At 68.5% G+C, this 24017-nt stretch carries 18 protein-coding genes; 11 read left to right on the forward strand and 7 right to left on the reverse strand.

Translation table 11 applies throughout. The features are described 5' to 3' along the window. Positions 1–54 precede the first annotated feature (54 nt). The gene (locus KY661_RS01455; protein WP_225408468.1) at positions 55–1725 is read left to right on the forward strand and encodes a DUF1800 domain-containing protein; all 1671 of its coding nucleotides are present in this window, start codon (positions 55–57) and stop codon (positions 1723–1725) included. 5 nt (positions 1726–1730) lie between these two features. Further along, positions 1731–3272 (forward strand): DUF1501 domain-containing protein, encoded by a 1542-nt coding sequence (locus KY661_RS01460; RefSeq protein WP_225408469.1) that lies wholly within the window; start codon positions 1731–1733, stop codon positions 3270–3272. Positions 3273–3385: 113 nt separating this feature from the next. On the opposite strand, the gene KY661_RS01465 is transcribed toward KY661_RS01460, so the two are convergent. The 3 genes from KY661_RS01465 to KY661_RS01475 all read right to left on the reverse strand — a co-directional run bounded on the left by KY661_RS01465 (position 3386) and on the right by KY661_RS01475 (position 5271). After that, the gene (locus tag KY661_RS01465; RefSeq protein WP_225408470.1) at positions 3386–3541 is read right to left on the reverse strand and encodes a hypothetical protein; all 156 of its coding nucleotides are present in this window, start codon (positions 3539–3541) and stop codon (positions 3386–3388) included. Positions 3542–3727: 186 nt separating this feature from the next. Next, positions 3728–4684, reverse strand: a complete 957-nt coding sequence (locus tag KY661_RS01470) for an ATP-grasp domain-containing protein (protein ID WP_225408471.1) — start codon at positions 4682–4684, stop codon at positions 3728–3730. A 47-nt stretch (positions 4685–4731) separates the two neighbouring features. Next, entirely contained in the window at positions 4732–5271 is a 540-nt protein-coding gene (locus tag KY661_RS01475) for a hypothetical protein (protein ID WP_225408472.1), read from the reverse strand. A gap of 143 nt (positions 5272–5414) precedes the next feature. Between KY661_RS01475 and KY661_RS01480 the strand changes: the two genes are divergently transcribed. From KY661_RS01480 to KY661_RS01515, 8 genes are all read left to right on the forward strand, one after another. Further along, positions 5415–6551, forward strand: coding sequence for a tetratricopeptide repeat protein (locus KY661_RS01480; RefSeq protein ID WP_225408473.1), 1137 nt, complete (start codon positions 5415–5417; stop codon positions 6549–6551). Positions 6552–6649: 98 nt separating this feature from the next. Continuing rightward, positions 6650–7453 (forward strand): hypothetical protein, encoded by an 804-nt coding sequence (locus tag KY661_RS01485; protein ID WP_225408474.1) that lies wholly within the window; start codon positions 6650–6652, stop codon positions 7451–7453. Between the two features lie 307 nt (positions 7454–7760). Next, positions 7761–9122: a diaminopimelate decarboxylase family protein gene (locus KY661_RS01490; RefSeq protein ID WP_225408475.1), complete on the forward strand. Its 1362-nt coding sequence runs from the start codon at positions 7761–7763 to the stop codon at positions 9120–9122. A 50-nt stretch (positions 9123–9172) separates the two neighbouring features. Then, the gene (locus KY661_RS01495; RefSeq protein ID WP_225408476.1) at positions 9173–11086 is read left to right on the forward strand and encodes a hypothetical protein; all 1914 of its coding nucleotides are present in this window, start codon (positions 9173–9175) and stop codon (positions 11084–11086) included. Positions 11087–11091: 5 nt separating this feature from the next. Continuing rightward, positions 11092–12189 carry a thioesterase domain-containing protein gene (locus KY661_RS01500; protein ID WP_225408477.1) on the forward strand — a complete coding sequence of 366 codons (1098 nt, stop codon included), beginning with the start codon at positions 11092–11094 and terminating at the stop codon, positions 12187–12189. 18 nt (positions 12190–12207) lie between these two features. After that, a complete protein-coding gene (locus KY661_RS01505) occupies positions 12208–13554 on the forward strand; it encodes a serine/threonine-protein kinase (RefSeq protein ID WP_398577124.1) in 1347 nt (448 codons plus the stop codon). A 26-nt stretch (positions 13555–13580) separates the two neighbouring features. Next, positions 13581–14219 (forward strand): glutathione S-transferase family protein, encoded by a 639-nt coding sequence (locus KY661_RS01510; RefSeq protein ID WP_225408479.1) that lies wholly within the window; start codon positions 13581–13583, stop codon positions 14217–14219. A gap of 11 nt (positions 14220–14230) precedes the next feature. Further along, a complete protein-coding gene (locus tag KY661_RS01515; RefSeq protein WP_225408480.1) occupies positions 14231–14659 on the forward strand; it encodes a GFA family protein in 429 nt (142 codons plus the stop codon). 87 nt (positions 14660–14746) lie between these two features. Here KY661_RS01515 and KY661_RS01520 read toward each other — a convergent pair whose 3' ends face one another. From KY661_RS01520 to KY661_RS01530, 3 genes are all read right to left on the reverse strand, one after another. Next, positions 14747–18265, reverse strand: a complete 3519-nt coding sequence (locus KY661_RS01520) for a MopE-related protein (protein ID WP_225408481.1) — start codon at positions 18263–18265, stop codon at positions 14747–14749. A gap of 217 nt (positions 18266–18482) precedes the next feature. Beyond that, positions 18483–19508, reverse strand: a complete 1026-nt coding sequence (locus KY661_RS01525) for an AbrB family transcriptional regulator (protein WP_225408482.1) — start codon at positions 19506–19508, stop codon at positions 18483–18485. 76 nt (positions 19509–19584) lie between these two features. Further along, positions 19585–21102, reverse strand: a complete 1518-nt coding sequence (locus tag KY661_RS01530) for a glycoside hydrolase family 6 protein (RefSeq protein ID WP_398577138.1) — start codon at positions 21100–21102, stop codon at positions 19585–19587. Between the two features lie 230 nt (positions 21103–21332). Between KY661_RS01530 and folD the strand changes: the two genes are divergently transcribed. Then, positions 21333–22205 carry a bifunctional methylenetetrahydrofolate dehydrogenase/methenyltetrahydrofolate cyclohydrolase FolD gene (gene folD, locus KY661_RS01535; RefSeq protein ID WP_225408484.1) on the forward strand — a complete coding sequence of 291 codons (873 nt, stop codon included), beginning with the start codon at positions 21333–21335 and terminating at the stop codon, positions 22203–22205. On the opposite strand, the gene KY661_RS01540 is transcribed toward folD, so the two are convergent. Continuing rightward, the gene (locus KY661_RS01540; RefSeq protein ID WP_225408485.1) at positions 22206–23984 is read right to left on the reverse strand and encodes a CotH kinase family protein; all 1779 of its coding nucleotides are present in this window, start codon (positions 23982–23984) and stop codon (positions 22206–22208) included. Positions 23985–24017: the final 33 nt, after the last annotated feature.

The raw sequence follows: 24017 nt of genomic DNA on the forward strand, positions 1-24017 counted from the left end.
AAGCGGGAAATTCTGCATTCTGTGTCCTCCGTGCGACACCCCGGAGGACACCGGATGATCCGACGTACCGCCCTTGCCCTCGCCTTGTGCGCGACGGCCTGCGCCCCCGAGGAGTTCCCGGCCGATGAGCACGCGGCCGAGGCGCTCCGCCAGGTAGAACAGGCCGCCGAGCCGCTCGACACCCCCACGGAGCGCAACGCCATAAGGTTCCTGGAGCAGGCCACCTTTGGCCCGCGCCTGGCCCGGGGGGCGAGCCCCCGGCCCATCGACGCGGTGGAGCAGGTGGTGGCCGTGGGCATCACCAAGTCCATCACCGCGCAAGTCAGTGCCCCGCGCTCCCTGTTCGATGGCACCAACGACAGCAAGGACCTGGGCTCCCAGTTCTTCGTCAACGCCGTCACGGGACAGGACCAGCTCCGGCAGCGCGTGGCGTTCGCGCTGAGCCAGATCTTCGTCGTCTCGCCCAGCGGCATCGCCAACAACTCCGCCACGCCCGAGTCGGAGCCCAAGGTGGCGATGGCGGGCTTCCTCAACATGCTGTCGGCGAACGCGTTCGGGAACTTCCGCACGCTGCTGGAAGCGGTCACCAAGGACCCCGCCATGGGGAACTACCTGGACCTGGTGAACAACCGCGCGTTCGACACGGCCGGCAAGGCCAAGGAGCCGAACGAGAACTACGCGCGCGAGATGCTCCAGCTCTTCACGCTGGGCCTGCACAAGCTGAACGAGAACGGCACCGTGCAGCTCAACGCCGAGGGGCTGCCCACGCCCGCGTACACCGAGGCGCACGTTCAGGCGTTCTCGCGCGCCCTGTCCGGATGGACCTTCGCCGCGGCGGCCGGGTGCCCCACCATCGGCCGCACCAACCCGGCCAACTACACGCAGCCCATGATCGGCTGTGACGCGAACCACCTGTCCACGTCCCAGACGCTCCTCCGGGGCGCGGTGACGACGGCGGGCGGGGGCGCCGCGGCGCACCTCAAGCAGGCGCTGGACAACGTCTTCGCCGACCCGAACCTGCCGCCGTTCATCTGCAAGCAGCTCATCCAGCACCTCGTCACCAGCAACCCGAGCCCCGACTACGTCAGCCGGGTGGTGGCGGTCTTCAAGAACAACGGCAACAACGTGCGCGGCGACCTGGGCGCGGTGGTGCGCAAGATTCTGGAGGACGACGAGGCGCGCGGCCCCCAGCCGCCGGTGCCGCTCTACACCACCTACGGCCACCTGCGGCCGCCCGCGCTGTTCATCACCTCGGTGGTCCGCTGGCTGGGCGGCACGCTCGACACCTCCGCGGGGCTGGATCCGGGGGCGAAGCTCAACGGGTGGAGCCGGGCGATGGGCCAGGACGTGCCCCGCCCGCCGTCCGTCTTCAGCTACTACCCGCCGAACGCGGCCGCGCCCGGGGGCATGGGGCTGCTCGGCCCGGAGTTCGCCATCCTGGACACCGCGACGGCCACCGCCCGCGCCAACGTCATGTACGACATGCTCTTCGCGAGCTCGACGGCCAGCGCGGGCGTCCTCCTCGACGTGAGCACGCTGCCCACAGAACCCAGCGACCTCGTGTACACGCTGGGCCGCTACTGGATCCACGACGCGATGTCCTGGAGCCTCCAGGTCGCCGTCTACAACGCCATCACCGACACCCGCGCCGGCAACACGCTGCGCAAGCAGCGGCTGGCCGTGTACCTCACGTCCCTCTCCCCCGAGTACCAGATCCAGAGGTGAGCCCCATGAAGCTTTCCCGACGCCACTTCCTTCGCGACGTCTCCCGGGGCCTGGGCTGCCTGGCCGCCGCCTCCGCGCTTCCACGCTGGCTGGGAGAGGCGGAAGCCGCCTCGATCAGCGGATACGCGGGCTACCGCGCCGCGGTGTGTGTCTTCCTCCTGGGAGGCAATGACTCCAACAACCTGCTCATCCCCAAGCTGAGCACGCCGTACGCGCAGTACAAGGCGGCGCGGCCCAACATCGGCATCGCCAATGCCGACCTGCTGACGCTCAACCCCATCGGTCAGCCGGCCGCCTCGTACGGGCTGCACCCCTCGCTCGTGAAGCTCCAGGCGCTCTTCGAGCAGGAGAAGGCCGCCATCGTGTGCAACGTGGGGCCGCTCGTGCTGCCCATGCGGAAGACCGACTACGTCAACGGGACCGTGGTGCGGCCGGACAACCTGTTCTCCCATGCGGACCAGCAGGACGCATGGGCGAGCTCCATCGCCAACCCGTCCTCCATCTCGCTGCCGGTGGAGCTCATCGGCAAGGTGACGGGTTGGGCGGGCCGGACCGCAGACAAGCTCTTCGCACTGAAGGACACAGACTATCCCAGGGTGACGTCCTTCGGGGGCAAGGCGATCTTCTCCGCGGGCGGTTCCAAGCAGCCGATGATCGTGTCGTCGAACGGCACGCTGGGCTTCCGGACGTCGAGCGATGCGGGCTTCAACGCCCTGTACCAGGAGTCGCTCTCCGAGGTGCTCAAGATCCACAATGACGTCACGCTGCAGGCCTCTTACGGCGGCACGTTCACCACGGCGCAGAGCTTCGCCTCGGCGAGAACCACCGCGCGCGAGGCGGCATGGGGGCTGCTGCCCCAGGCGACGCGCGAGGCCATCGACGCCCTGTTCGTGCTGCCCGAGGGCGGCTCGGGCTGGGGGTTGCCGGGCCAGCTCTACCAGGTCGTCCGGGATCTCGTGGCGGGCGCGACGCCCGCGGCCAGCGGTGGCCTGGGCCTCAAGCGCCAGGTGTTCTCCGTGGGGTTGGGCGGCTTCGACACCCACACGGGGCAGGACGCGGCCCAGAGCTCGTTGTTCAAGCAGCTCGACTTCGCCCTTGATGCCTTCCACCAGGCGCTCACGATTCTGCGGGCCACCACGAACTTCGGCGCCACGCCTCCGCAGACCACGCTCTTCACGATCAGCGACTTTGGCCGCACCTTCGTGGAGAACTCGGACAAGGGGACGGACCACGGCTGGGGCAGCCACATGATCGTCCTGGGGGACCGCGTCGCGGGCAAGCGGCTCTACGGCGCCTTCCCGAGCCTGGACCTGACGAACGGCGGGGCGAACAACCCGGACACCACCGACTCGCGGGGCCGCTGGATTCCCTCGCTGACGGTGGACCAGTACGCCTACTCCGTCGCCGCGTGGCTGGGCCTGTCGACCACCACTGAGCGGGACTACGTGTTCCCGAACCTCACGGCCTATGTCACCGCCGCGGCAGCCAACAAGTTCCCCGCGGATGCACAGAAGACCAAGATCGGCTTCCTGCTCGCGGACGCCTGACCTTCCATGGGTTCAACCGGGTCTGGGTGAGCAACGAGAAAGGCAGACCGGTGGGGATTGCCCCCACCGTGTCTGTCCCATGCTCAAACGGCGAGCGTGGCTCTCTGTCCTTGCTACGCGCCCGACTCTTCAGCCAGAGCGTACGTGGTGAACGGCCCCGAAGCACTCACCTTGCTCGCGGCACTCTTTTTGCCCTCGGTGCGGGCAAGATCCTGAATGAACAGCTGCTGGGTCCGCTGGGCCTTCTGCTCCTGATTCTCGCGCTTCATGACAACCTCCTGAAGGCAGAAATGCCGTGGGCCTATCCCACGGGGATAAGGGACAGCACTCTTTTCCGCCGTGCGCCCTTGAACAGAAGCTGGGTCCTCTCCGGCCCTCGGCCAAGGGAAAACCGGATATTTTTGGAAAGCGTTCGAAGGGCCTACGGGGAGGCCTGCGCTTGAGTGTCTGCCTACTCAGGGGCGCGGAGCGCGGGCGGCCTGGACGAGGCCCCGGGCGAGGTGTCCTAGGATGTCCGTGCCCGCCCGCGCATCGAAGCCCAGGAACATGGGCGACTCATTGAGCTCGAGGATGCGCAGGGTGCCTTCGGCGTCGCGCTTGAGGTCCATCCCCGTCCAGCGCAGCCGCAGCACCTGCGTGGCGCGGAGACACTGCGCTGCCACCTCAGGCGGCAGCGCGAAGGACTCGACGCGCTCCTCGTTCTGCCGGAAGTCGATGGCCTGGGAGAGGATGCGGATGCTGGCGATGACTTCCCCATCGAGCACGTAGACGCGCACGTCCTCGCCGGGCAGGAGGGCCTGGAAGGTCACGGGCGCGGCCCCCAGCGCGGCGAGCCGGTCCTCGGACAGGTCCTCGGGGCCCAGCGCCCGCGTGGCCGCGCCGCCGCCCACGGGCTTGTAGGCCACGCGCCGGCCGGCGGCGAAGCGGCGCACCGCCTCGGCGTCATTCGTCCAGAGCGTCTCCGGCACGGGCAACCCCGCCTGGGCGAGCAGCGCGAGCTGAAGGGGTTTCTGGATGCGCCAGCTCGTGGACTCGGGGTTGTAGAACGGCACGCCCAGCGCTTCCCAGCGGCCCAGCAGGCCCCGCAGCAGCGTGGCCTTCTCGCGGAAGGCCACCAGCGTGGTGCGCCAGTCCGCGTCCATGTCCTCGTCCGCGTCCACGCCAAAGGCGAGCGGGTGGGTGTAGACGCTGCGCAGGTAGACGGCCCCGGGAACTCCGAGCCGCTGCCCATTCACGGTGATGCCGTCGAGGCCCTCCGTGAGCGCCAGGCGCGTCTGCCCGGGGAAGGCGAGGGTGTCCACCACGAGGGTTTCCACCCCCAGCGCCTCGATCCGGCGGGCCAGGTGCGAGATGTGCTCGTCGTCGCGGGATCCGACGAGGAACACGGGGCGGGCGGTGGCGGGGGGCGTCATGGAGCGATGCTCCTTGATTCCCGCTGTCCGCGCCATCGTGCCGCGGACTACCAGCCGCCTCCACCGCCTTGAGTCGGGGGGCTTCTCGGCGCGAACGCACCCTGAATGCCCTCGACGGCGGACATTCCAACGCCGCCAATGAGGTTGATCGTCGCTCCGAAGAGCTCCATGTCCGCCTGGAGGGGCCTGCCATTGATCAGGCTCTGGAAGGCGTCCCGGGCGAAGGTTCTCGCCTCCCGGAAGTGGGCCTCGGACTGGGGCATGGTGCCCTGGCTGACTCCCCGCAGGTTCTCCATGACGCTCCGCTGGGAAGCAGGGGAGATGCCGTACCCTCCCGCCTGCAGCATGCCGTTCACCGTGCCCACGAGACTGCCGTAGAGGCTGGGGTTGTTCTGCGCCTGAACCCCAATCTCCGTGCGCAGCCGGTCTGTCTGGGTGAAGTCGGACAGGTGGGGGTTGGCCGGCTCGGTGGTGACGGCGGCGGGGACGGCGTTCGGCGCGGGGGCGGCAGGGGCTCCTGGCTGCACGCCGGCGCTGGGGGGAGGACTGATGGGACGGCTTCCGGAGGCTCCGACCGGTGACGTCATGGTTCTTCTCCTGGCGAAAAACAGCTAAGACGCGGATTTTAGCGCATCCGGAAAAACCGTCCATCCCGGGAAGTTTTCCCAAGGAATGAGAGGGATTTCCTCGCTGGGTGCTTGAGCCCCGGCCGCGTGAGCGAGGGAGCGGCATGACACACGCCTTGAGGCAATTGCTGGAAGAGGGCCGCATTCGCGAGGCGAGGGAGGCCGCCACGCATCAGCTCTCTCAGGATCCGGAGGACGAGGAGGCCCTGCTGGCGCTGGCCAAGGTGGCCCTGGTGGACGCCCGGCCGGAGCAGGCCGAGCAGCTGCTGTCGCGGGTGAAGTCCGAAGGCGCGCAGCGGGAAGTCACCCTGTTGCGCGGCGCCGTGGCGATCCAGCACCAGGACTTCGTCCGGGCGCGGGAGCATTACGAGGTGCTCCTCCGCCAGCCCACGCCTCCGGCCGAAGCCTGGCACGGCTTGGGCGTCGCTCAGCTGGCCCTGGGAGCGGTGGCCGAGGCCCGCGAGGCGCATGAGCAGGCCGTGGCGCTCAGACCCCAGCAGTCTGGCTTTCGCTTCGAGCTGGGCATGGCGCTGGTCATGGAAGAGCGGCCCCGGGCCGCGGCGCGGGAGTTCGTCCGGAGCTTGCGGCTGGATGCCCGGGACGCTCGTGGCTACTGGGCCTTGGCCCAACTGCTCGGGCAGCGGGGCAAGGTGCGGTCGGCCCGGCGCATTCTGGAAGCAGGGCTGACGCAGGCGCCTCAGTCCCAACTGTTGCGCGAGACGCTGGCGGCGAACCAGGAGCCCTCCGAGGACCGCGAAGAAGCACCGGACGTGGCGCTGTTCCATGAGGCCTCGAGGCTCGTGGATCGCAAGCGCGGCCGGGAGGCCCTGACGCTCCTGCGGGAGGGCTGGGAGCAGGGGACGCGCTCCCTGCCGCTCAAGCTCTTGGAGGCCGAGGCGTGCAAGGTGCTCCAGCCTCCGGACATGCCCGGCGTCATCCACGCTTACGAGGAGGCGATTGCCTTCGCGCCGGAGCACTGGGAGCCCTACACGCGCCTGGGGGTGTGCCTGTTGAAGGAAGGGCATCGGCACGAGCCCCGCGCCATCGAACTGCTGGAGACAGCGCGGCGGCTCGAACCTGGAATGCCCGAGACCTCGCTCAACCTGGTCCTGGCCTACGTCAAGGCCCAGCGCATCGCCGAGGCACGCGCCCTGGCGCAGCAGGTAGTGGAGGGCCTGACGCCTGGGCATTCCCTTTACGAAAAGGCCACGCGGCTTCTGGAAGTCTTGCGCAAGGTGTGAGGGGCGCCCCAGCGTGGCACCGCTGACCCCGGGAGCCGTCTGGTAAGGTGGTGGCCCCGGGAGCTGCTGGCGTGCGAGGGCTCCTCTGGAGATTGCCCATGCCCTTCGTTCCCGCCGACCTCAATGCCGCTGCGTACTGGGCGGGTAACTTCGTGGGAGGCGCTGTCCCTCCGGCCCTCGCCGATGCGGCGGGCAACGCCTGGGTGCCCGGAACGGTGAACCCTCCGGATCACCACTTCATCCTGCCTGCGGGGGTGGGCTCGCACTTCTCGCACCATGTCGGGGCCCTTCAGGCGGACCACCACCGCGTCGTGAATTTTGGCGCGCTGGGCGCGGCGAACCAGTCGGTGTTCCTCGAGTTCTACCCCAACCAGATCACCTCGTGCCGGCTCCCGGCGGGGGGGCTCGTGAGCTACTTCTTCACGGCCCAGCTCTCGGGCTGTGCCATCTTCGTGGATCAGCTGCCCGCTGGAGATGTGATCGTCTATCACGCGAACGCGATGCGGTTCTCGTTGCCCCAGGCGCAGGCCCAAGCGCAGCCCCTGGACTACGAGACGCCCAACGCGGTGAACTACCTGAACGCCCTTCATGCCCATGCACGAGCCCATTATCCGGGCGCGGTGAACCTGGGCAGCACGTTCAAGTCGGCCTACAACGCCGCGGTTGCCACGGAGGCGCAGCGCAAGCGCAACCAGCTCCGCTCGAACGTGGACTTCGTGGGCGGGACGAGCGTCTTTGGCTTCAAGGTCGCGGGCGTCTGGGAGTTCTATTACCAGACGTGGGGCTACGTGACGTACAGGCGCCCCTTCTGGAAGGGGCTGGGCGACGTGGCCGCCGGGACGAACAAGCAGAACGCCGTGGGTGGCCCCATGCGCATCTTCGACGTCACCCAGTTCGTCTGAGACCAATCCTCGGATCAGGAACCCGTTGATCTGACGCACTGGAACAGTTCCCTCGTCCTGGGGGGAAGCTGATCAGGCGTGGCCGGGAGCCCTGACACGTCGGTGCCACGTCAATGGCACGCCGGCAGAGCGCGCTGGCAGGAACTCCCGAGGTGTTTCCTTCGATCCCGAAGCTGGCACGCGCCGTGCTGTCTGGCGGTGTGCCTCGGCCATCGTGCTGGCCCGGAATTCGACAGAAGGATCCTTCGTGTCCATGCCTCTCTCCTCCCACCCGACAAACACACTCACCCGCAGTGAGGGTTTAAATGTGTCCACACACTCCGTTGTTGCTCCCGAACGGCGCATGGAGCAGGCGCAGTCCCTGCACCCAGAGACCTGGGGCCTGACGCGAGCTGAAGAAGGGTTGTGCCTGGAGGGCAAGGCGCTGGCGGGCCTGGCGGATCGCTGGGGCAGCCCTCTCTTCGTCGTCCACGCCGGCCGGCTCGCCGAGAACGTCCGGCGCTTCCAGCAGGTGCCGCAGGGCCGGACGCAGGGGGCCGAGATCTTCTATTCCTACAAGACCAATCCGATTCCGGCCGTGCTCCAGAAGCTGTCGGAGCTCGGCGCCGGAGCCGAGGTGGTCTCTCCGTACGAGCTGTGGCTCGCCCTGCGGCTCGGGGTTGCGCCCGGAAGGATCATCTACAATGGCCCGGGGAAGACGCCGGGCATCGCGCGCACCATCGTCCAGAGCGAGCTCCTGCTCACCCACCTGAACCATCGCGAGGAGATCGCGCTCGTCGCTCAGGCCGCGGAGGAGCTCGGCAAGAAGCCCAACGTGGGCCTGCGCGTGGCCACCTCCGATAGCTGGTCGGGCAAGTTCGGCGTCCCGATCGCCGGAGGGCAAGCGCTGGCGGCCTACGAGGAGGCGCTGGCACACCCTTCGCTGCGGGTCGTCGGGTTGCACGCGCACCGCGGCGTGGCCATCGAGGATGCCGGGACGCTGGAGCGCTTCGTTCGAGAGGTGCTGGAGTTCTGCGACACGCTCCACGCCCGGCTCGGCCTTGCCGTGGAGATGCTCGACCTTGGCGGGAGCCTGGCGGTCCCCACGGTGCTGCCGCTCGACGCCTCACCGCTTCCGCTCGCCGAGCGGGTCCGCCGCAGGCTCTCGATCGAAGGCTACCTCGCGCTGCTCTTCGAGCGGGTTGAGGACCACTTCCGCCGCGCCGGCCGTCCCACCCCGCGCATCTTGTTGGAGCCCGGACGGGCCATGACCGGGAACACCCAGATGCTGCTGTGCCGGGTCAGCAGCCTCAACGAGGCCGGAGCGGGGCCCTCGCACGCGATCCTGGATGCGGGCGAGAACATCGCCCACATCCTGCACCGCGAGTATCACGAGATCTTCCACGCCGAGCGGTGGGGCGAATCTCCGGGGGGGATGTACACCCTCGACGGACCCACCTGCAGCCCGATGGACTCCCTGCGCACCACGATCGAGCTTCCCAGGCTCCGTCCCGGAGACACGCTCGCGATCATGGACGCAGGGGCCTATCTGGTCTCCTTCTCGAACTCCTTCTGCTTTCCCCAGCCGGGCATCGTGATCCTGGACCAGGGCCGCGAGACGCTCGTCCGCCGCGCGGAGACCTACGAAGACATGATCGCCAGGGACCTCCACGCGGGCGGGGCCTCCTGATGCGGTCCTCTTCGATGGCCGCATGCCCGCCGCAGGATGCGCCGTCCTGCGTGCTGCGTGGCGATGCCACCGGGCTCTCGCTTGGACGCATCGAGGTGATGTACCCGGTGCCCGGTGAGCCGCCTCGGATCTCTGTCGCTGGGCAGCCGCTGTCGATCGAGGATGCGCTGCCAGCCCAGGGGACGGCGGCGTTCGCCCTGGCCGCCGGTCCGGACAGCATCCTGGTCTCGGATCGCGATGCGAGGCTGGCGATGCTCGTCCCGCGCGATGGCTTGCCGCTGCGGGAGTCGCAGGCCCCGCTCTATGTCACGGGGCCGGATCCCAGGCGCGAGGGCCAGTTTCGCGTGACGGTCCACCGCACTTCGGCTCACACGGGCGTGCTGTACGTGGCGCAAGCCTTCGGGCACACGACGGGCTGGGTGCCGGCCGTGCACGGCGCCCTTTCCAGGCTCCCGGACCCGATGCCGTTCACTGCGGCGATCCGGCGGCAGGAAGACGCGGCGTATGCGCGCCGGAAGGCAGGGGGCTCGGTGGGGCTCCACGTGGTGCCGCTCTATTACAGCGACTCGGAGTCGGCGACGATCACACCCGCCGATACCGCCAACCTTTCGCGTCCGGCGCTCCTGAACCGCGAGGCGGCCCTCTTGTGGATCGCGGACAACCGCGAGCTTGCCCGGGCAAGCGCGGGCACGGCCGCCATCGTGAACGATTGCCGACCGGAGACCTGGATCCTGCACCAGCTCGCCGAGCATGCGCAGCAGAAGGAAGTGCCCCTGCATGCCGTGCGCTATGCGTTTGAGGAGTTCGCGTGGCTCAGGTGGCTGACACGCCAGGTCCCGCCGGTGAAGGAGGCCATGGGGGTGGCCGGGCTTCTGGCGGCGTCCGCGCAGGCCATCCACACGCAGGACGCACTCAGGGACGCGCTGCGCGCGTCGAGGATCGATCCGGAGCGCAATCCCTCGGTGGACTTCGAGGCCGCGAGCCGGGAGATCATGGACGCCGTGCCGGAGAGCGGCACGATCTGGTATCAGGCCGTCAACTGGCGTGACTGGCTGTCGCTGGAATCGGGCAAGCGGCCCTACGTGGTCATTCCGCCGCTCGGCCAGGCCAGCGTGCTCTCCCCGGAGCAGGCCGCGGTGCAGGCCGGAGCCCACCTGGCCCAGCGCGCGCCGGCGCTCCAGCACCTCTTCACCCCGGAGGATCCGCGTGGCGTCGTGCTCGTGTCTCAGGGCAACGGCTTCTCCGCCTCCAGCCGGCGGCACTGGCGCGCCATGCTGGCGCTGGCGGCGCGGATGGAGGAGACGCAGTTCCTGTTCGCGGGCGGGAGTGTGCAGGAGCGCGCGTGGCTGTCGCTCGAGCTGGAGCACTCGCGGCTGCCGAACGTGACGCTGCTCGGATGGATCGACGAGCACTGGAGTACGTTCCTCCGGGCGCTCCGCGCCAAGCCGCAAGCGGCCTTCGTCTGCCGCCCGGGCTTGAGCAGCATCGGGGCCGCGCTCGTGAACGGCATCCCTCCGCTCCTCATGCCGCCGGATCCCCTGGAGGGACCGGACGGAACCGTGGATGCGATCACCGCCGAGGTGGCCATGGAGCGTGCGCTCTATGCGTTCCAGCTCGATCGGCTGTATGCCACCCAGTGCGCCACGCACCGCGAGTCGCCGCTGCCGATCCTGGTCGACACACTGGGCGGCAATCCCGAAAAGGCGCTGGCCACGCTGCGCCGTGCGGTGGATCCCACCGTTCAGCTGCGCCAGCGGGCGGCGATCGACGGGTACTGCCATTGGCCGCGCGTCGCGCATCTGATCGCGAGCGTGCTGGCCCGCGAGGCAGGCTCCGGCGCGCTGCCCATCCAGCTCAAGCGGCTGTTGCGCGACCAGGAACTTTCGGTTCACCGGCCCCTGGGCGCGAGCGCCCTGGAGCGTGACCGCGGCAGCACAGGTGTGAGCCCCAACCCAAGCCTATGAGGACGATGATGACCGAGCGGTTTATCCCCCCCCGAGACGTCTACGAGCTGCAAGTATCGCGAATCTGGGCGGACACCCTGCGCAGAGACGCCATCGGGATCGGCATGAAGGATGACTTCTTCGGCCTCGGTGGCAACCGTGCCAGCGCGGAGGCGGCCCTCGCCGCGACGGTGGCGCGGTTCGATGCCCCGCTCGCGCTGGAAACATTCCTCCAGGAGCCAACCATCGAGCGCATCGGCTGCCAACTGCGTGCTCACTCGGGGAAGCTCAACGCGGAGCCCATCGTCCCGCTTCAGCCGCGCGGCTCGAAGCGCCCCTTCTTCTTCCTGCCGGGAGGTGAGGGGACCACGGTCACCTCCTATTCGATGGTGCGTTGGATGGGGCCGGATCAACCTGTCTACGGACTCCAGAGCCGGGGACTCTTTGGCGATCACCCCCCGTTCGAGCGCGTCGAGGACATGGCGGCTGACCACATCAAGACCATGCGTTCCGTGCAGCCGCACGGCCCCTACCTCCTGGGGGGCCACTGCACGGGCGGCATGGTTGCCCTGGAGATGGCCCTGCAACTGCAGCGCATTGGGGAACGGGTGGCCGTGCTCGCCGTGGGCGATGCCTGGTCGCCCGCCATCTTCCGCCTCCGCATGCAGTCCGAGACCTTCCTGGAGGATCTCGTCGAGTTCTATTCCATCATCGGGGCCGGCTACCGGTACTGGTTCGATGTGGACATGGGGCTGAACAGTGACGACATGCGCGCCCTCGAGCCGAGGCAGCGGATCGCACACTTCATGAACCTCGCCAGGAAGCACGGAGCTTATCCGCCGGACGAGCCCGACGAGCGCATCGAGCGTATCCTGGCGCTCTTTCGCTCCGTCAGCTACGCCGGCTACGAGCCCTCCGAACGCTTCCAGGGGCCGGTCACCTTTCTGCGCGCGAGCGACAGCAAGTTCTGCGAGACGCTCACCGAAGGCTGGGAGGACGTCTCGGTGCAGCCACTGCGCTTCCGCATGGTTCCCGGGAACCATGTCTCGCTGTTCACCGAGCCGAACGTGAAAGCGGTGGCGAACGAAATTCTCGCCGCCATCGCGGAAGCGCAGGTGTCATAGCGGGTAAGCTCTCGCGGCGTGAGTCCGGTCTTGGCTGTTCCTGGAACCGAGGTGGGCACCTGGCGCGTGCTGGAGCAGCGCGGGCAGGGCTCTTATGGCACCGTTTACCGGGCTGAGAAGGTGGGGCAGCCCGAGGCGGGGTCTTTCGCGTTGAAGCTGGCGCTTCACTTGAACGATCCCCGGTTCGAACGCGAGGCGGAGCTGCTCTCCCGGCTCCAACACCCGCATGTGCCCAGGTTGCTGGAGCAGGGCACCTGGGAGGTGCCGGAGGGCGGAGGCTTTCCCTTCCTCGTCATGGAGTGGGTGGAGGGCGTGCCCTTGTACCAGTGGGCAGCTCAGCAGTCCTTCACCTCGCGTCAGGCTTCGAGGCTCCTGGCGCAGGTGGCCTCGGCCCTGGCTGCGACGCACGAGGCCGAAGGGGTCCACCGCGACGTGCGGGGAGACAATGTCCTCGTGCGGACGGGGACGCCCCAGGCCGTGCTGCTGGACTTCGGCTCGGCGTATTACCGGCGGGCCCGGGTACTCACGCACCAGTTTCCGCCTCCCGGAACTCCCGAGTACCAGAGCCCCGAGTCCCAGCGCTTCCAGTGGGAGTACCGGCACCAGCCGGGCGCCCGGTATGAGGCGCAGCCCTCGGATGACCTCTATGCCCTGGGTGTGATGGCCTACCGGCTCGTCACCGGCGGGTATCCGCCAGCGGCCTTGGAGCTGAAGGTGACCGGAGAGGGATTCGAGTTCTTTTCGCCTCCTTGGGTCCCTCCCGAGAGCCGGGTGTCCGTATCGCCAGCGCTGGCAGGGCTCATCCGGCAGTTGCTTCACGAGGAGCCTGCCGCGCGAGGAACCCCCGGCGAGGTGGCCGAGGCGCTGGACCGTCTGGCGAGAGCGGCCGGGCCTCTGGAGGATCGCCTCATCCGCCCGGTGGCGGCGCCCGAGGAGCTCTCCCAGGTTCACCCGTCCGAGTCAGGGAGGGTGGAGGCACCCTGGCTGGCCATGGTGGCGCTGGTGTACCTGGTGATAGGGGCTTGGTGGGTGCAGCACAGGACCGTACTTCCCGCTGGGGGCCTTCAAGCGGAGCCGCCCAGCGCAGGGACAGCCGGGCTTGGGCAAGAGGTGCTCGCCAGCCCCGCCCTGATGGGGCCTCAGGAGGCCGGCATCAAAGGACTGGGGCTCGACATGCCCAAGAAACCCTTCCCGGGCCAGCAGCGCCCGCCCTGTGAAAAGCCCTTGGTGGAAATCAATGCGGGGTGCTGGGGCCGCCTGGGCGATGCCCTTCCTCCCTGTGGCGCTACCTCCTATGAGTGGAAGAAAGGATGTTACTGGCCCCATATTGATCCCCGGCGGCCTTCGACTTCGAATCCGCCGTAGGTCGGCCCTGCCTCAGGAGAAGCCCCGTGCTCAAACTGCACCACCTCGTGAACTCCCGCTCGCAGCGCATCCTCTGGCTCCTGGAGGAGTTGGGGCTCGACTACGAGCTGGTCGTCTACCCGCGTGACCCGAAGACGAACTTCGCGCCTCCCGAGCTCAAGGCCATCCATCCGCTGGGCAAGTCCCCGGTGCTGGAGGACGGAGGACGGTTGCTCGCCGAGTCGGGGGCCATCATCGACTCCGTGGTGCGCCGGCACGGCCAGGGCCGGCTGGCGCCCGCTCCGGATTCAGCCGATTACGACACCTATGTGCATTGGCTGCACTACGCCGAGGGTTCGGCCATGCTGCCCCTCATTCTCAGCGTGTACATGGGACGTCTGGGCGAGGCCGGCGCGCCCCTCCAGCCCCGCATCTCCGGTGAGGTGAAGAACCACCTGGGCTACATCGCAGGAGCGCTGGAGGGACGGGACTACCTGGTGGGCAACACCTTCAGTGCCGCAGACATCCAGGTGAGCTTCGTGCTGGAAACCGCGAAACACCTGGGGGCGCTGGCGCCGTTTCCCAACATCGGTGTCTATCTGGAGCGGCTGCACGCCCGTCCCGCCTACCAGCGGGCCATTCAGAGGAGCAGTTCGGCGGACCTCGGCGGTCCGGGAAAGCGCTAAAGGAGCAGGGCATGTTCGACATCCAAGGCCGATGCCATTGCGGGAACATTCGCGTTGCGATTCGCCTCACGCGCGCACCCGGGTCCTACTCACCCCGTGCTTGCGACTGTGGCTTTTGCCTCAAGCACGCAGCCGCGTATGTCTCGGATCCACAGGGGGCTGTCGCGTTCGACGTTCGCGACTCGCTGCAAGTCGGAAGGTACAAGCAGGGGAGCCAAACGGCGGAGTTTCTCTTCTGCAAGGGCTGCGGCGTTCTGGTGGGGGTTGTCTATCCCTCGCGCGATGGGACCTTCGCCGCCATCAACAGCCGGATCGTTGAAGACGCTCAATTCGGCCCCGAAACGGCGGTGTCTCCCCAGAAGCTGTCCGCCGGTGAAAAAGTCAAACGGTGGGAGGAGGTTTGGTTTTCGAACGTGGTGATGCCTGTGCTGCGCGATTGACGGTGCTTGAAAAGAAGCTCCTGCCGGAGGGGTGTTTCCGGCAGGAGCTTCTTCGCGCCCGGGAGGGCGCCTATCTCCGGTGGGTTGTCAGATGCAGTTCGCGCCCGAGGTGCGGACGTAACGGACGTTGCAGCCCGGTTGACCGCAGGACTGAATGGACCGGTTCGGGTTGCCGCAGCCATTGTTGTCGGCGTCCTCGTACCAGGTCTCCGTTACGAAGGCGTTGCTGTTGGAGTCGTTGCAGTCATCCGGCGGCCCAGCGAGGTAGGCACCCTGGACGATGACATTGTTGTTGGCATCCTTGAAGTCGGTAGGGTTGGTGCACCAGCGGAGCTTGAAGGTGGTGCCCGCGTGACCGTCCCGGTCGCCGTCGCCGTACCAGAGCGGCGCCCCACCCTGGGACACGTCAGTGCTCGGGTCTACGTCGTTGGCATCGCCGTCACAGTCGTTGTCCACCTGGCTGGTGCTCGGCTCGCACCGCTCGGTCTGGCCGGGATTGACGTTCGCCGCGGAGTCGTTGCAGTCGCGGCCAGTGGCTACGTAGCCCGAGGGCTGGGCGCAGCGCACGAGGCTGACACTCTCGTTGCCGTAGCCGTCTGCGTCGGCGTCACGGTACCACGAGGATGCGTTGATGGCGTCATCCACGCCCCCCGCGCAATTGTTGTCCACCTGGGGCTGGCCTGAGGCCTCGCAGATCTCCACCTGCACCGGGCTGATCCGGTTGGAGGTGTCGTTGCAGTCCGTATTGTTGCTCACATGGTTCCCGCTGGGGGCACGGCAGGCCACCACGGCGGTGCTGCCCTGCGCGCCGAAGCCGTCCCGGTCGTTGTCCGGGTACCAGCTGGAGGTGGCGACGCCCTCATCGATGCTGCTGTCGCAGTCGTTATCGAGGCCGTCGCAGACCTCGGGAGCACCGGGGCGGATGCCGCTGGCGCCGTCGTTGCAGTCCAAGCCGGTCGTCACGTAGCCCGTGGGCGCCGTGCAGGCGCTGATCCGGTAGTTGGGGTTGGTGGTACCCGCCCCATCGCCGTCCACGTCGGCGTAGAAGGTCACCTTCACGCCCTCGTCCACTTGGAAGTCGCAGTCGTTGTCCAAGTTGTCGCACACCTCCGTGGCGCCTGCCTTCACGGCGGGGCTCGAGTCATTGCAATCCGTGTTGTTGGTCACGTACCCGGTGGGCGCCACGCAGGCCAGGACGGAGGTATACGGACTGCCCTGCGTGTCCCTGTCCGCGTCGAGGTAGTACGCCGTCTTCACGCCTTCATCGGTGTCGAAGTCGCAGTCGTTGTCCAGGCCGTCGCATACCTCGGCGTTGCCTGGGTACATTCGCGAGCCATTGCTGGCGGCGTCGTTGCAGTCCGTGCTGACGGTGGAGTAGCCGGTGGGCTTGGTGCAGGCCTGCGCCGTGGAGCCGGGCACACCGAAGCCGTCACCGTCGGCATCCAGGAAGTAGGTGGTCTTCACCCCCTCGTCCACGGTGCCGTTGCAGTTGTTGTCCTTGTTGTCGCACGTCTCGGTGGCCCCCGGGTAGCTGCGCAGGTCGGCATCGTCGCAGTCCGTGTTGGTGCTCACGTGGCCGGTGGGCGCGGTGCAGGCCTTCTGGGGCGAGGCGTTACGGCCAAAGCCATCGCCGTCACCGTCCGGGTACCAGTTGGGCCACTGGGACTGGTCTTCATCCACGGTGCCGTCGCAGTTGTTGTCCTTGCCGTCGCACACCTCGGCCGCGTTTTCGTGGATGGAGGCGTCGTTGTCGGACGGGAAGCTGGGCGCGGTTTCGCACTCGTAGCCGAGGAGCATCGGCTCCTCGATGTAGTCACTGTCCGGGGCGACACAGCTCTGGTGGTAGGTGGAGAGGTACACGAAGCGGTCGCCGTCCGTGTCCTGGTACCACGTCTTCGGATCCTGGACGTCGGAGTTGGGCTCGTCGTCCATCAGCCCGTCGCAGTTGTTATCCTTGCCGTCGCAGATCTCGGAGGCGCCGGGATAGACGGCCGGGTCGCTGTTATCGCAGTCCCCCTCCAAGGCGGACCAGCCACTGGTGGGCTCTCCACAGCGCCGCTCGGCGCCCGTGCTCACGCCAACGCGGTCATTGTCCCCGTTCGGGTACCACCAGCGCGGGCCATGGCCAAGGACCAGGTGGACGGCGCTCGCGTTGGAGCCGGTGCCCGGAGCGCCAACAGCGAAGTCCGCGGACCCGTCATTGTCGATGTCCCCCAGCCCCACCAGCGCGCTGCCTGTCTGGCTGCCCGCGGCGCCCACGTAGCGAGGACCGGCGCTCAGCGCCGTGGAGCCCGTGAAGCGCGTGGCACCGCCGTACACCACGTACACCGCCCCGGCGCCCGAGGTGTGGCCCGGCGCGCCGATGAGCAGGTCACGCCTGCCGTCGCCGTTGATATCGCCCGGGCCCGCCACCGCCGTGCCCGCCTGATCCCCGGCGATACCGGTAAAGACCGGCTGCGAGCTCAGTGCCACCGTCCCGGTGAGCCCGCCGTAGACGAGGTACGTGCGTCCCGGGGAGGCGCCGGGCGCGCCGATGAGCAGGTCTGCCTTCCCGTCTCCATCCAGATCGCCTGCGTCCGCCACGGAGGAGCCCGCGAGCTCATTGACGGACGCACCGGTCAGGATGAGGTCCGCGCTCGTGAGGTTGAGCGAGCCCGTCAGCGTGGCGCCTCCAAAGAAGACATAGACCGCGCCAGAATCAGTGCCGGGCGAGCCATCGAAGCGTGGCACGCCCACGGCCAAATCCCCTCGGCCGTCGCCGTTGACATCCGCCACGGCGAGCACCGTGCCCGCCCGGATGCTGGCCTGGCCATTGCCGAAGATCTTCACGGGCGCCGTACTGAGCGAAGGGGCCGTTCCTGTCGTCACCGGCCCCGGAAAGATGTAGATAGCGCCCGCGTCGGTCAGGCTCGCGGGGTCATTGTAGGGCGCGCTGACGATGAGGTCCGCGCCCGAGCTGCCCGTGACGTCCGCCACGGCCACGGCCGACCCGGCCTGATCGTTCCCTGCGGCGCCGCGGAAGCGATGGTGGGTGCTGGTCAGGGTCTTGACTCCTGCGATTTGCGAGGAGTCCAGGGTGTAAGCCGCACCCGCCCCAGGAGAGGGAGAGCCAACGGCTGGAGCGCCCAGGACCAGCTCCGCGCCCACCGCGTTGGTGTAGTCGCCAACCGCGACCGCCGCTCCCAACCGGCTGCCGGCCGCTTCCCCATCGAAGCGGCTCGTCTCCGAGGTGATGTTGGGTGTGCCGTTCGCCATGACCGGCACGATGTGAACGCTTCCCCTGACGGTGCTTCCGCTGACCGGGCCTGGCGCGCCAATGATGAGTTCTGGCTGGCCGTCACCGTTCATGTCTCCGGCTGCGAGCGCGGAGCCCGCACGTGTGCCCGCCGCGCCGGTGAATTGCCTGTCGGAACGTGTGGAAAGTGGGGTGGCCGTGCCCGTGGGCAGCTTGCAAATGGGGTCTCCGGGAAGCTCATCGGTCCGCTCCGCCAACGTGCCGTCAGGAGCGGAAACCAGCGGGTCTGTTTTGGGAGGAGGTCCCTCGCATGCGGCAAGCGATAGAACCGAGACAACGGCTGCCAATCTGAAATTCAAGAAATACTCCACTAAAGAGAGGGAAGGCTGGCCCGGAGAGGGCTTGCGCCTACTTCCACATTTCCCAAGCCTTATCGTCAATGGAATGCTAGATCTCTTGCTTTATTTGATTTCAAATAATTGTGAGGCTTAATCTTTATCTTGTGACGAGAAGGTGAACCCAGAAGAGCCACGGATGAAACGGTTACTGGTGTCGATGTTAGCGATTCACGCGTAGGCTTGGGGCCGCTCACCGGCGTCTGGCCATGCGCCGCAGGTAGAGCGGGGCCACGAGGAAGATGAAGAGCACCCGCCCGACCTGCACGGCGAGCACCAGCGTGAGGCTGGCGGGGGTGCCCAGGGCGATGGCGAGCACCGAGTCCGCCCCTCCGGGAGACGTGGCGAAGTAAGCGGTGAGCACGTCCACGTTTCCCAGGGCCGACCAGCCCCAGGCCAGCAGGGCACACCCGGCCACGAGGGCCATGGCGGCCACCAGCGCGGCCAGGGCCACGCGCTTCAGCTCGCGCACCGCCCCCTCGTCGAAGTGGCTGCCCACGCGCGTCCCAATGGCCCAGAGCGACAGGGGCAACAGCCCCAGGGGCCACACCCCCACGGTGACGCCCAGGGCCGTGAGCGGGATGCCCACCAGGAGCGGGCCCAGGAAGGCCCCCGCGGGCAGCTTCAGCCACGTGCCCACCGCCGCGCCCCCGGCGGCGACGAGCGCGGACACGCCCCAGGCCATCCACGGCAGGGCGGGCGGGGGGAGCCCCTCCACCGGGGCGGGGGCCGTGGCGGGGGTTGTCCCGGCCCAGCGGCTCACCCCCACCGCCACGAGGATGACGACCCCCAGGCGCAGGTACTGGAAGAACGTCACCAGCCGCTCATCGGCGCCCACCTCGCCACTCAGGGCCGTCATGGCGGAGGCGCCGCCGGGCAGCAGGCCAAGGGTGGCGGTGAGGGAATCCACGCCCGTCCACCGGCTGAAGAGGAGTGCCACGGCCTGGGAGACCCCCACCACGCCCACCACGTTGAGGAGCGCGATGGGCCAGTTCTCCGCGAGCGTGGCCCAGGCCTCGGGCGTGAGCGAGGCGCAGATGGCGGTCCCCAGCACCGCCTGCGCGCCCAGCAGCAACCCCCGTGGGACGGGCACGTGGACCGACAGCGTGAGGGCCGCCGTCAGGGACACCGCCATCCCGCCGAGCAGGGCGCCCGCGGGAATGTGGGCTGCATGGGCCAGGGCCGCGCCCAGCAGCGTGGCCCCGGTCAGGGCCCTCACACGGAAGCGAGCGCGGTCTTCGGTCCCGGAGGGCGGCGTCATCAGGAAGGGGCCACGGTAGCGCAGCCCCCGGGGCTCAGGTGCCGTCGATCAGCCGGATGGCCAGGTCCGGGCTGAACTGCCCGGCGGCGGCGCCCGGGGCGATGCCGCAATAGCCGTCGGATTCACCGACGGACTTCACCCACAGCAGCAACTCGGCGCCCGTGCCGGTGTTCACCTGGGACGTGGCGCCCAGCTTGCGCCCGCCGGGATTACACCACTCACCGCTGGAGCCGTTGCCGTTGCGGCTGGTGTCCACGACGAACGTCTTCGTGTAGCCGTAGCGGCTGGACAGCGCGTTGCTGACCGACGTGCCGTACGTGTTCGACTGAGCCGTGGTGTAGAAGTTCGACACGTTGAGCGCGAAGCCCCGGATGTTCTTCACCCCGGCGGAGTCGAGCCGCTGCGCCATCGTGTCCGCGGCGATCCACTGGGCGTTCCCGCCGTCGAGATACGTCCACGTGTTCACCGCCTTGTCGCGCAGTTGCTCGGTGGCATGGCGCAGCAGCCCCAGGCGCACCTGTCGCTCGGAGTCATTCGACAGGCAGTCGAGCTGGGCCACCGCGTCCGGCTCGATGATGACGATGGCGGGCCGGTTGCCGATCGCCGTGGCGAACGCGGAGATCCACGCCCGGTAGGCCTCGGGGCTGCCCGCGCCGCCCCCCGAGTGGCTGCCGCAATCCCGGCCGGGGATGTTGTAGGCCACCAGCACCGGCAGCTTGTCGGCGGCATCGGCCGCCGAGACGTAGCTGGACACTGCCGCGCCGATGTCCCCGCTCCAGTTGCCGAACCAACGCGCACCCGGCTTGCTCGCGATGGACGCCTGGATGCGCGAGGCCCGCGAGTCCCCGCCGTTGGCGCGCACCCAGCCCGCGGCCCCCGTGTTGGGATCCACGTAGAAGCCGCTCGTCATGGCGATGGGGCCCGAGCCGCCGGGCGGGGGCTGGGTGGTGCCGTCCGTGGTGAGGGAGATGTCATCCAGGAAGAAGGTGGCCGCCGCGGAGCGCCCCCCGAGCTGGAAGGTGACCTGGCCCTGGCTTGTGCTCAGCGACGAGGTGAAGGGGAACGAGAACTGCTGCGGGGTGGTGGTGACCGAGAACTGCTGGGTGAGCACCGAGGTGTAGGGGGCGCTCTCCTGCTGCACCGTCGTGCGCACGGTGAAGTTGGACGAGGCCGAGGCCTTGAAGGACAGCGTGTACGCCTTGCCGCTCACCAGCGGAATGCCGCTCTGGCCGATGATGGCGTCCCACAGGTTGGCGGTGCCGGCGACATCGACCCGCAGCCGGCCGTTCTCGACGCGGACCTGGGTGCTGGCGTTGTTCCACCAGGGGGCCACCGCGCCGCTGCCGAAGGTGCCGTTGGTGACGAGCTCGGTGGTGGCGGTGGGCTGAGGCGCGTCCGACAGGGCCGCAGCCGACTGCGCCGTCAGGGGGGCTCCCTCCTCGGGCGCCGGGCCGCAGGCCAGCGCCAGCCCCGAGGCGAGCGTCAGTGAGAGGGAACAGCGGTGCCAGGTGGAACGGGGCCGAGGGGAGCCACGAGCTTGCACGGGATTGATCCTTTCACGTGAACGCAATGTTTCATGCGTGCCGCACCGAGGGACGGGCGGCCTCCTATCGACCCCCCAACACGGCAGCGTCAGTCTGCATTCTCGCCAGGAGTTCCGGCAATCGGGTTTTCACTGCTTTGGCGGGCTGTGCAGGACCCGGATTGTGTTGACTTCACCCTTCACGGAAGGGGCCACGCTGGAGTCCCCTGGGGAGCGGTGCCAGAGTGCGCGCCCTTCTCATGACTGCACAACTGCTCGACGGCAAGGCGATCGCCACCCAGATCCGCCAGCACATTGCCCAACGCGTCAGCGAGCGGCGGCAACAGGGGCTCCGCGTCCCGGGGCTCGCCGTCATCCTGGTGGGGACGGATCCGGCCTCACAGGTCTACGTCTCCCACAAGCGCAAGGACTGCGAGGAGGTCGGCATCCTGTCGGTGGCGCATGACTTGCCCGCGGAGACGCCGCAGGCCGAGCTGCTGTCGCTCATCGACCGCCTCAACGCGGATCCGGCCATCGATGGCATCCTCGTGCAGCTGCCGCTGCCCGCCCACCTGGACGCCTCGCAGCTCCTGGAGCGCATCCGGCCGGACAAGGACGTGGACGGGTTCCATCCCTACAACGTCGGGCGCCTGGCCCAGCGCATCCCCCTGCTGCGCCCCTGCACCCCCAAGGGCATCATGACCCTGCTGGCCAGCACCGGGGTGGACACGTACGGCCTGAACGCGGTGGTGGTGAGCGCGTCCAACATCGTGGGCCGGCCGATGGCGCTGGAGCTGCTCCTGGCCGGGTGCACCGTGACCGTCACCCACCGCTTCACGCGGGAGCTCGCCCGCCACGTGGGCCAGGCGGACCTGCTGGTGGTGGCCGCGGGCAAGCCCGGCCTCGTGAAGGGCGAGTGGATCAAGGAGGGCGCCATCGTCATCGACGTCGGCATCAACCGTCAGGCGGATGGCAAGCTGGTGGGGGACGTGGAGTTCGCCCCGGCGCTGGCGCGCGCCGGGTGGATCACCCCGGTGCCAGGCGGCGTGGGCCCGATGACCCGCGCCAGCCTGCTGGAGAACACCCTGTACGCGGCGGAGACGCTGCACCGCCCGCCCGGCACCCCGGGTTGATCAGGGGGCCGGGGGCGGGGGCAGGGCGCACACGTAGCTGGCCATGCCCGAGCACGTCACGTCGTTCCAGGTGCCGGCCGCCCCGTAGAGCTGCGCGCAGTCCTCGGCGTTGTCCTGGTTGTTGGGCTCGCTGGGGGCCCACAGGGTGAAGTTGACGGGCGTCTTGTCGCTCCACTCGAAGGTGCCCTCCTCGGCCAAGTCGTTCAGGCCAAACCACCAAGGGCCAATCGACAGCGCCCGGGCCCCCGCGCGCACGGCGTCCTGGGTCGCCCGGTCGTGGATGGAGGCGAGGTGCCCGCCCTGGGCCACGCAGTCCGACTCGGCCGCCGCCCAGCTCACCGTCTCCGTGCAGAACGCGAGCTGGCCGCCCGTGGGCGCCGGCGTCATGACGCACCGCTCGCAGTTCGCCGGATCAATGCACCCGAGCCGCAAGCGGACGTCGGTGGGCCGGTTCTTCAGGAAGTCGATGGCCTCGGTCATCTTGTTGAACACCGTTCCCACATCCACTTCCTTGCGCGAGTCCTCGTGCACGTCCGCCCAGAGGAAGGTGGCCAGCGCCACGGCCTGGTCCACCATCGCCAGGTCCGAGACCCGCTGGAGCACCTGCTCGTAGGCCTGGGCCAGCCGCTGCCGGCAGGGGAGCGACTCGACACACATCCGCTGCAAGCGCCCGTGCGCCGCCCACGTGTCGGTGTACTGGCCGAAGGTCTGGTCGATGCCCCAGGGGATGAAGACCCACCGCGAGTCCGAGGGGCGGCGGTAGATCATGAAGTTGTTCCGGTAGGAGACGTAGCCGTCCCAGTGGCCGATGAAGAGCTCCGTGGCTGCGAAGCGCAGGTAGCTGTCGATGTCGATGACCTGGGCCACGTCCTCCAGGAACGTGGCCGGGTTGGTCATCTGGTCGAGCGCCTGCGCGAGCGCGGCGATATCGGCGAAGTTCACGTCCTCGCCCTTGTCCAGCTCGAAGGTGGCCTCCATGCCCGGGTAGAAATCGCTGCCGTACTGGCCCTCGTACAGGTTGCCCTTGTGGCTGCCGAACCAGCGCTTGAGGAAGACGGAGTTGTCGGTGGATTCGATGACGGCGTAGACGCCATACAGCGCGCCGTTGATGCGGACCGTGGCGTGCGCGGCCCGGGGGGCGGGCACCTCCATGGCCCGGAAGAGCGCATAGCCGAGCCGCTCGTGAATCATGCTCGGGTCCTGCACCATGTTGTTGAGGGTCAGCTTCTTCAGGCCGAGCAGGGCCTGGTCATCGTCAAACTTGTCGAACTTGAGCACGAAGGCGGCCTTCTGGCTGAGCGGGCGGAAGGAGCCGAGCTGGCCCTTCAGGCGGAAGCCAATCTCCGGCAGGTCCAGGGTCTGCGGTCCAATCTGCATGCGGAGGGCCCCCTTCACATACGTGTCGGGGTCTGCCTGAAGGGCCGCGAGGGCCTCCTGCGAGGCGGTGATCTCGATGCGGGAGATGTGAGCCCCCGAGAACAGCGGCTCGGCGGGATCCGCCGAGGGCGGCCCTCCATCCGTTCCGCCGCCATCGCCCGCGTCGCCCGGCTCGCCTGCGTCGGCCGGCCCGCCCGCATCGCCTGGCTCACCCGCGTCGCCCAGGTCTCCCGCGTCGCCCGGGCCGCTGGGGTCTCCCGCGTCGCCCGGGCCGCCTGCATCCGGGAGGTCCCCCGCGTCGCCTGGGTCACCTCCTGCATCGGCGGGAGGGTTTCCTCCGGTTTTGTCCTCCCCGCAGGCAGCGGGAAGGAGGGCCAGGGACAGCACAAGCGAGAGCAGCAAGAGAGGGCGGAAGGCAGTCATCACGGCGCGGAG

This window comes from Allostigmatella hybrida (genome assembly GCF_020103775.1).
GTDB lineage: Bacteria > Myxococcota > Myxococcia > Myxococcales > Myxococcaceae > Hyalangium > Hyalangium aurantiaca.